The 8432-nt window shown below is 66.7% G+C and carries 6 protein-coding genes and 1 pseudogene; all 7 read right to left on the bottom strand.

Annotated elements, in window-relative coordinates; translation table 11 throughout:
- Positions 1-3: 3 nt before the first annotated feature.
- A complete protein-coding gene (locus tag ACIQ42_RS12540; protein WP_397422530.1) occupies positions 4-375 on the bottom strand; it encodes a hypothetical protein in 372 nt (123 codons plus the stop codon).
- 90 nt (positions 376-465) lie between these two features.
- Entirely contained in the window at positions 466-1134 is a 669-nt protein-coding gene (locus ACIQ42_RS12535; protein ID WP_397422529.1) for a ComEC/Rec2 family competence protein, read from the bottom strand.
- Positions 1056-1556: an SH3 domain-containing protein gene (locus ACIQ42_RS12530; RefSeq protein ID WP_397422528.1), complete on the bottom strand. Its 501-nt coding sequence runs from the start codon at positions 1554-1556 to the stop codon at positions 1056-1058. The genes ACIQ42_RS12535 and ACIQ42_RS12530 overlap by 79 nt, the downstream gene beginning before the upstream one ends.
- Before the next feature lie 230 nt (positions 1557-1786).
- Entirely contained in the window at positions 1787-2635 is an 849-nt protein-coding gene (locus ACIQ42_RS12525) for a hypothetical protein (protein WP_397422527.1), read from the bottom strand.
- Between the two features lie 197 nt (positions 2636-2832).
- Positions 2833-5904 carry a hypothetical protein gene (locus tag ACIQ42_RS12520; RefSeq protein WP_397422526.1) on the bottom strand — a complete coding sequence of 1024 codons (3072 nt, stop codon included), beginning with the start codon at positions 5902-5904 and terminating at the stop codon, positions 2833-2835.
- Positions 5901-7856, bottom strand: coding sequence for a trypsin-like serine peptidase (locus ACIQ42_RS12515; RefSeq protein ID WP_397422525.1), 1956 nt, complete (start codon positions 7854-7856; stop codon positions 5901-5903). The genes ACIQ42_RS12520 and ACIQ42_RS12515 overlap by 4 nt, the downstream gene beginning before the upstream one ends.
- A gap of 58 nt (positions 7857-7914) precedes the next feature.
- A pseudogene (locus ACIQ42_RS12510) lies at positions 7915-8432 on the bottom strand (hypothetical protein); the annotation flags it as partial.

Here is an 8432-nt window from a genome sequence, read left to right as displayed (position 1 = left end):
TCCCTAGGCCGCCCAGTAGTCTTGCAACGTTGCGGGTCGCGCAGGTGCAGGGGCCGCGGTCTGCAGCGACGGCGCGCCAGGCGCGCCAGGCGCGCCGGGCGCGCCGGGCGGCGCCGGACGCACGGGCTCTCGCTTGAGCAGACGCGAGAGGATTTCCGGGGCTGAAAACCCGATCGCCAGCGCTTCGACCGCCGTGCCAGGCGTCGACAGATAGGCCGCCAGCCCACCAATAATCACCAGTAGCACAAGGCTGAACCAGAAGTAGGGCCGGCCGAGGTATTCCGGCAGGGGTCCGTAGCGGCTACCGATCACCCGCAAGACATCCGGCACGGCCCCGCCCAAGCAGCCGAGAATAATCGCTGACGTCGGATCCATGTCTCCCTCGCACCAAAGGCTACAGTATTAACGCAATTTATGGGGGAAACTTACATTCACGCAACCCCCTTGTCTTCTAGGTCCCCGGGCCTACTCCCGCTCTGTTGAAAGGGCGTATCCAGTGCCGCTGGTAGTCACCACGATCGTTCCGCTGGCGGCCGTTGCATAGATCGCCTTGGAGGTTGTCTTCGTCGTGAAATCGTACTTCGGCCCCTCATCGCGGCGGTTCGGCGTTGCGGAACGGAAGCGATGGGCGGGGCTTGCTGCGGCGTGCGGCAGGAGCCGGTCAACCACCTCGCCGCGCGGGTGCCCGTAGCTGTTTTCGTAGCCCGCGCTCAGAATTGAGACCTTCGGCGATAGCGCGTCGGCCCAGACCACGGAGGTCGAGGTGGCGAGACTGCCGTGGTGGCCGACACGAAGCAGGTCGATGTCGAGCCAAGCCCGACCGTAACGCTCCAGGATCACCTCTTCGGTGTCGTGTGTCGCATCGCCGGTGATCACCGCCTCGAAGTCGCCATAACGGATCATGACCACGATGCTCATCGCGTTCTTGTAGCTCTTGGAGGCTTCCACGGCCGCCGCCGGGATCCAGATCCGCGCCGCGCCGCAACTGATCGACCCATTCGCGGTGACTTCAGGATCGTGGTCGTCCGGCTGCAGGACCCGGTGGGCGTCTGGCGTCAATCCCAACCATTCGAAGAACCCTTTGTCGGCGTAGTCTTTCCGCTCACCCACGAACCAGGCTCGGCGGATGCGCACGTCGTTGAGAACCTCCTCCAGCAGGTTGTAGTGGTCGGCGTCGGGGTGCGAAACGATGAGGTGGCCAGGTCGCCACCATGCTTGTCGAGCACGCCGTTGACATAGGCCTGCACCTCGTCCGAGTCCTGGCCGCTGGTGCTGCCCGCGTCGATCAGGATCGTCGAGCCGTTCGGGCACTCCACCAAGGTGGCGTCACCCTGCCCCACATCGATAAAGTGCATCGAAAGCATCCCGCCGGGCGCCGGCACCGCGGAGCCGGTGGTCCGGTCCGTCCAGCGCTTCGACACATAGCCTTCCGCGCCATTGGGCAGGCGGACCCGATAGAAGTAGGGCACACTTTCCAGAAGCTGCGCGGCCTCGCCCTTCTGCAGCACGCCGATCCGGCGCGCGGGCGCGCCCATCGGACGTTCGCGCACGATCACTTGGGTCTGCACCCGTGCCGAAGGCGTCACCTGTTGGGCGGCGGCCCAGGATGGCCAAAGGATCAGGACAGAAAACAAGCTGGCGAACCAGCGCCGCGCTTGGCTTGTCGTCTGTTGATCACGTTGCATACGTGCCCCCGGCGCAGGAACGTAATCATAAGGCGATCCCGTGTCAGTCTACAATCTCGGACTGAGCTCGTTTCTCTTTGCCGAGACGACGCCCCTCGCATCTAGCCGCCTTCGGCCCGGCGGAGGATCACATGCACGAATCTCAGGCCCTGGCGCTCCCCAGGCCCCTCGAAGGTCGGCCTTCCCACAACCCCGGCGCCGTGGTTCCCCAGTTCCCAGCCAAGCCCGAGCGTCGACCCCGCGCCCTCAGGGACATTCAGCTTTACCGGGAAGAGCACCCCGCGCTGGGCCGGCCGTGTGACCGACGCGAGGTTGAGCGCACGCCCCCCAGTCACATTGAGCAGTTCGTCGATCGTGTAGGACCAGTCGTCGGCGCCGCCCGGCGTGGCGCGGCGACCGGTGGGCCTCACTCCATCGGCCATCATGGCAAAGTAGTCGCCCAGGTCCTGACCTGCGTTGTAGACGATGTAACCGGGCGGTGGCCCGGCCACCGATGACGGGAGGGATTGCAGCCAGTCGGGTGGCGACGACCTGGCATCTATCGCGCCATAGCTTCCAGATCGGTCCGCTGTCGTACTGCTGACTCCTGCCGTGAAATCGCGATTGCGCATCAGGTTGTATCCCGCGCCCATCATCTTGAAGGTAGGCCAGTTCTGGAGGAGGTCGAGCTGAACGAGATCATTGGCCCGCAGGCGCGCCGAGCCGGAGGCCTTGATCATCTTGGCTTGGACGAGCGCCGCCCGGCGCAAGCCGGGCAACGGAGCCGTCTGATCGTCAATGACCAGAAGCAAATCGGCCAGCTCGCATTGGCAGGACGCCGGCAGGCCGGAAACGTTTCCCGAGGCAGTGAACGTCACCTGCGGTCGGCCGTGGACAAACACCGCCTGGACGGTAAGGCTGTAGCCCTGACCCGAGACAATGGCGCTCCATGCCTGGGCGATCTGAGGCATCGCGCCTAACACGAAGGCGGCGACGAAGTCCTCCTAGCGCTGGGGCGTCGCCTGGCCATAACTGGCGGCGCCGATGCCGAGGATAGGCCGCAAGATGGCGTGGGCTGCTGGCCCCATCTGTGATGTCAGATTTGAAGGCAGCATGGGTGTCCTCCAGCGCGCCTGCGGCGCAGTTCAACGTCAGTGGACCTTCAGGGCTATTGCTCACCGAACGGGCGGAAGAACTGCTTGGTGATGACATCGTGCATGCTCCGCAGCGTCTCGGTGCTAGGCCCTGTGGGAAGCTTGTTGAGAAGCTCCAGCAACACGCCGCATCGATCGGCGGCCTGCACCACGATCAGGGCGTGCGGCGATTCGAAGGTGCGGCGCGGGCCTCGTTCTATGACCGCCTGTCCCGGTGCGGGATGGAACCAGAGGTCCCGAGGCCATGTCCTAGCGGTCTCGGCGACAGCCTCAATGAGTTCCATCCGGCCGTGATCGGGCATCGCGGCAAGCAGGCGGGCCGCGGTTTCGTGAAGTTCCGGCGTCAAGCCCCGCAACGCCTGCCAGAGCTCGGGCCGCTTCAGATCCTCCTTCCGCACCGCGCCCAGTCCGGCCGGTATGGGTTTGCGGTACACGTCGTTGTAGGTCGCGAGATCGGGCGCACCGCGAGCAATCGGCGCGAGCAGTGTCGGGATGCCGCTTTTCGGCTGGCGCTGTAGCATTTCGGCCAAAGCCGTCAGGACCGCCGGGTCTCCCAACGCCAAGGCCGTCTGTTCAACGGAGATTTCCGGGCCGCTCCACTTGATTTCGTCCCCCAGGATCTTGGCCGCCAGTCTCAGTCCGTCGACACCGGACAGGCGGCCGCGGTCGCCCCGGAACATCATATCCAGCCGCATGCCGCGCGATGTGTGGCCCGCAGCCAGAATGGTCAGCAAGATGTCGCCCTGCGTAGGCGGGCCGCGATCCGGAAGCTCCTCCCAGAAGCCCATCCGACCCTGAGCCGCCAGGATGAGAGCTGCGAGCCAGGGAGCCGACTGCGACATTTGGAACTGTTCGGCCTGGCGCAGGCTCTCAGACGAGATTCTACCGGCAGACCAGTGGTGAAGAAGCGCTTCCGCGTGAGGCACGACCATTTCGAACTCGCCAAGCGCGAAGGCGGCGCGAATCTGCTGCTCAAGGTCCTCGACCTGAGCTTCGCCGACTGGGCCTGGCAGCACGGCGGTCGCAATGACTTCCTCCTCCCGTCCTGAAGTGATCGCCACTTCATCGGCGACGCGCTTCGCTGCACGCGCCGTCGAACCCTGGAGGGTCGCCCGCTCTGCGTCCGTCAGCTCCTTCAGTTCCCCGAGCGAGACCTTGACCACCGCACGCCAAGCCGGCGGCAGGTCGTTGAAATCCGACCCGATACCTGCCCGAAGTTCGGCGGCCGCAGTCCGGTCCATTGTCGGCGGTGGCCGGATGCCCGCTAGCGCGCGATAGTAGGTCGCCTGCGCCTTGCGGTCGCGATAGGCCATCCGACGCCAGCTGCCATACGCCGGGTCGTCGGACTTGGGGCCCTTCGCGTAGAAGGCCGAGGCCGCATGGCAGACCTTGATCGAGTGGATCTTTAGCTTGCGCTTGCGCTCGGCCTCGCCGCCCTCATCCCGCGCCGTCGGACCGGCGAAAAGTCCTGGAAGCATCAGGCGACGCAGGTCGGGTATATGGCGCCAGACCCCTTTGCGGAGTGGCTCTACCAGCCAAAACTGACCCGCGAGCTTCTTCAGCAACCGTTCCGCACGCTCCTTGGAAATGTCGCCCAGCTCTGTGCGCCCGGCCAGGACAAGCCGGATTAGGTCAGCGCTGACCTCGCGCAGCACGAGGCCCGGATGGGCCAGGGCTGCGAGCTCGGGATCATGCAGACGGTCGAGGATGCGGGTGTAGACGAACGCCTGCGCGAACTCTGCTGCGAACCCCTTGTTCGCTTCGAGATCGGCCAGCAGCTCGGCAATCTCCGCCTCCGACTGGTCCCGCGCGAACCGCTCGAGCACCATTAGTGCGAGCGGGTGCCCGCCAAGGGCTGCGGCCGCGCGCCGCCGATCGGCGATCGCGGGGAAGCGGCGGGTCGTATCGAGCCGTTTGAGCAGAAGGGCCCCATGCTCCTCGCCCAGGCCCTCAACGCGAATACGGCGGTCAGCGTCACCACAGCGCCGCTTCAGTTCTGCGTCGCTCTGGAAGGGCGCTTCGCGCCCGCTGATCACCGTGCGGACGCCATCCAAGACGGCTTCGCTACGCAAGTATTGCTCGAACTTGAGGATGCGGCGGACCACAACCGGGCCACGGCCCGCAATGACCTCGAAGCTGTCCATGACCACCAAGACGCCGGCTTTGCGCACGCGAAGCGGGAGGCCCCTCAGTCGCGGGAGCAGTTCACTGAAGACGAACGCCAACTGGCTGTCGGCCTTTTCCCGGGTCGCCCGAGCCTCTAGTTCGCGGATCCGCGTGCGAATCTCAGCAATGATCTGCGCGGCCTTTCGGAACGGCGCTTCGGTGCGGGCAAGCCAGGCGCTCTCGAGTTGGCGGAAGATCTCGCGCGCGATAGGCAGGGGATCGCCCGCAGAAAGGTCGGCACGGTCGAAGTCCAGGAGGATTGTCGTGCGGCCGCCCTGCGCGATCTCCTGCACTACAGCCGCGACCAGCGCCGACTTCCCTACGCCGCCGACGCCGGTAACTAGCTTAGGCCGGACGTCCCGTTCCTTGCCAGTCGCGAAGGCTCGCAGCGCAGCGAGCTCGTCACGTCGGCCCACCAGATCGCGCGGAAGCACCGTCTTCAGGGCCTGCGCCCGGCGGCGCTGAGCGATGCGGCTTCGGCTCTGGTTGAACGCCTCATTGCACGCTGTCCGATCTACGACCGGCGCGGCTTGTGCAAACTGCAAGGCTGCGTGCTGGGCGGCTTCGAGTTCCGCTTCGCCAGCTCCCTTGGGAACCATGAGCGGCCGCCCCTGCAGCAAACGCCGCAACGCCGTCGCAAAGAGATCCCCCGATGCAGGCGGCGGTGCACCTTTTAGCGCCGCCTTCACTGCGGCCTCGTCGGCGAGGCCGGCCAGCGCCTGGCGGCGCACGGCGGGTTGCAGGATCCAGGCGCGTCCCGCCCCCACCGGGTCCTCATCGCAGACTAGGCTGAGGGGCCCCGACGCGCCCTCGACCTGACTCTCCGGGAGGTCCGCCATCAGCTTTTCGGGCGCGAAGCGGCCACTCACGGCGGCCCGCAGGATCAGTCGGTTGAGGTTGAAGGCTTCGACGGGAGTCATGTGCCGAAATACTTCCGCAGGGGGCCGGCGAGGTGCCGAACCGTGAAGTCGGACATCGCCGGCAGCGGGGCTTCGGCGCCGGCATGGGACGCCAGCGCCGCGGACACTACCTCCACGACTTCCGGCGGTATTGGCCTTGCGGCGGCGCCGCGAAGCTGCAGCCATTGCGCAAAGAGGCCGGCTGGGTCGGCGAGGTCGCCGTCGCTGATCGCGTCGACGACGCGGGTCTCCGTCGGGATGGTGTCGAGGTTGACGCGCAGTCCAAGGAGCACGATGCGCAACTGCGGGATGGTCCGAACCTGATGGTAGAGGGTGCTGAGGAACGCTCGGCCGCCGTCGTCGGTCAGCTCGTGGACGTCAAGGTCGTCGATCACCAGCCAAATCCTGCGGTTCGGCCACCGATTTGAGATCGTCTCCCGGATCCGGGAGACCAGCGTCTCCTCGTAGGCGCTTTCCGTTGTCGCCGGGTCGGGCAGGGCTGCGGCGGCGCTAGCCGAAAGCTCGCCCAGGATCATAGCAGCCATCGCCTTCGCGCCCGGAAGCACGCGGTCGGCCCCGATCTTGATGAACACATCCTCGGTCGCGCGGAAGAAGGCGCCCAGGATCTCGAGCGTGAAGCTTTTGCCAGGCTTGAGGTAGCTGCCCGCCGGCGGCTGCACCCAGAGCACCTGCCGGGCCCCCGACTTCAACTCCGGGATCGCCTTCAGCAACTCGCGCCGCCCGAACACGGGCCGCACGCCGTCCAGGCAGCCCCGCACGAGTACGGACCCTTCGACTTCTCGCACCTTGGCGATCGCCTCCCCGTTGCCGCTCGCCAAGTCGTTGAAGATCGCGCCCAGCGGGATAGCGACGTTAACCACTTCGTTCGGAGCCGTCGGCGGGGGCGTGGTGCTCCAGGGGTCCGGACCCAGCCCCAGATAGTGAAGCGCCGTCGGTCGGCCGGCGCTGTCGAGCACCAGGCCTCCGGAGGAGCCGACGGCGGTGGAGGCGGTGTGGAACAGGCGCGGCGCGGCCGCGAAGCCATCGTGCAGGCAGAACTCGCCATGGGTCAGAGTGCGCCCCTGGCCGTTCGGGTGGTGCAGGACCAAGCAGGATCCTCTGGCGCCTGCCGTAGGGGTTTCGGCCAGGTCGTACCAACCTCGCATCAGGCCTGGCATGCCTTCCAGGTGCACGACGGCATAGTCGAGCTCGCCGGCGCGCGCCGTCCGCCAGGCAGCCCGCGTCGCCGCGTCGGTCCACCAATTTGTCTCGTCGTCCTTTCGATAGTTGCCGGTAGGGCTCATCTTGACGAGCCACACTGATCGCGCCCGCACGACCGACGATTCCGCGATCGGAAGGCCCGTCGTCTGCCCATAGTCGAAATGCACCAGCGGCGGCCCGGCGGCTTGCTCCACCACGTGCCAGTTGGTCAGCACGGTGGAGGGGCCAATGAGGAAGCCCGTCCCCTTTGACGTACCTCCGCCGGAGACGACCACCTCCACGCGGCACAGGCGCTGGCGCGCCAGGAGGAGCGCTGGCAGCAGCTTGTCCGGATCCATGAAGGTCGTGTCCGGACCGATCAGTTGCTGGAGCTGCGAATTCTGCAGCTGGGCCCGGAAGACCCTTGCGCCGAAGGCCTTGCGAATTCGCGCCGCCTGCGCCCCACGGGTCGCTGAGACCTTCGCCGCCGCGGTATCGGGATTGTCGAAGAGGCCGGCCGCGACCGCGCATGCCGCGGCATGCGCCATGGTCTCGACGTCCCCAAGGGCGCTCAGAGCCAGCGCGGCGGCGTCTTCCGCATCCGCGGGATCGTAGGTCCTGGCGCTCGAGGTCGCCGCCAGCGCGCGGTCGCTGAGGAAGACCGCATGAAGAAAGGAGCTGGGTCGCGCGGCTGCAGCGTCCGGCGGTAGTTCGGCCATGAAGGCATCAAAGAACTGCCGAAACCCCAGCCGTGGCGCTGTGAGGCCGTCCACGGCGTTTCGGGCGCGCCTGAAGCGGTCTTGGACACTGAGCGGGGGGGCCACGGGCCGGCTACCAGCTCAGGCGTTCGAAGATCGCCGGATCGATCATCCCCTCGGCCCGGGCCGCGTCGCGCACTTTGGCCAGGTCGTGAGCGAGGTTGCGGCGCAGGGGCGCGCCACCGAAGTGAAGGCCCTGCAGCCGCACGGTCTGCAGGTTGATGATCGCCGACCCTGAATTCCCGCCCAGCGTCGTGGCGTCGTGGCTGAAACCCCAACGTCGGACGTCGCCGGCCAGTGCCTCCGCGGCAACCTCGCCCGGGCTCGCGTACTTCACGCCGTAGTCGTTGTGATAGATCTCGAAGAGACGATCGAGCATGTCCAGCGAGACGGTGTTGGTGCTGGGATCAGTGACGGCCGCCATGCCCGGCCGGGCAGGATAGCCGACGACGAGGATTGGGGTGCGCGCCGTCTCCCCTTCCGCCGCCTGGATCGGGGGCGGGCTCTGGCCGCCCTCGGCATTGGTGCTCTCGATCTCGAGGAACGCCATGTCCAGCTTCCTGATGTCGGCCTGCTGGCCGATGCGATCGG

The sequence above is a fragment of the Phenylobacterium sp. genome, from assembly GCF_044372605.1.
In the GTDB taxonomy this organism is placed as follows: domain Bacteria; phylum Pseudomonadota; class Alphaproteobacteria; order Caulobacterales; family Caulobacteraceae; genus Phenylobacterium.
The sequence above is the reverse complement of the archived record's forward strand: the minus strand, read 5'-3'. Positions and strand labels throughout refer to the sequence as shown.